General features: G+C 70.9%; 1 protein-coding gene. It reads right to left on the bottom strand.

The window, feature by feature from the left end; genetic code table 11:
• On the bottom strand, window positions 1–285 hold a 285-nt coding region (locus tag FVP33_RS19100; RefSeq protein WP_246142440.1), incomplete at both ends, for a sugar phosphate nucleotidyltransferase.

Below are 285 nucleotides of genomic sequence, written 5' to 3'. Positions count from 1 at the left end.
GGCGAGGGCGGTCGGCTGGCGGGTGGCCGCCAGGGTGACGCCGGCCCCGGACTCGATGTGGGCGGCGATCATCTGGCTGAAGTCCATGCGGTACACGTGGTCTGCACCCACGACGACCACGATGTCCGGCTTCTCGTCGCGCAGGAGGTTGAGGCTCTGCAGGATGGCGTCCGCCGAGCCCGCGAAGCAGCGCTTGCCGAGTCGCTGCTGGGCCGGCACCGAGGCGACGTAGGAGTTGGTGAGGCCAGACAGGCGCCAGGGCGGCGAGACGTGGCGGTCGAGACT

It is taken from the genome of Lacisediminihabitans profunda (assembly GCF_008040105.1).
Lineage (GTDB): Bacteria > Actinomycetota > Actinomycetes > Actinomycetales > Microbacteriaceae > Lacisediminihabitans > Lacisediminihabitans profunda.
This window is presented reverse-complemented; position numbering and strand designations above follow the sequence as displayed.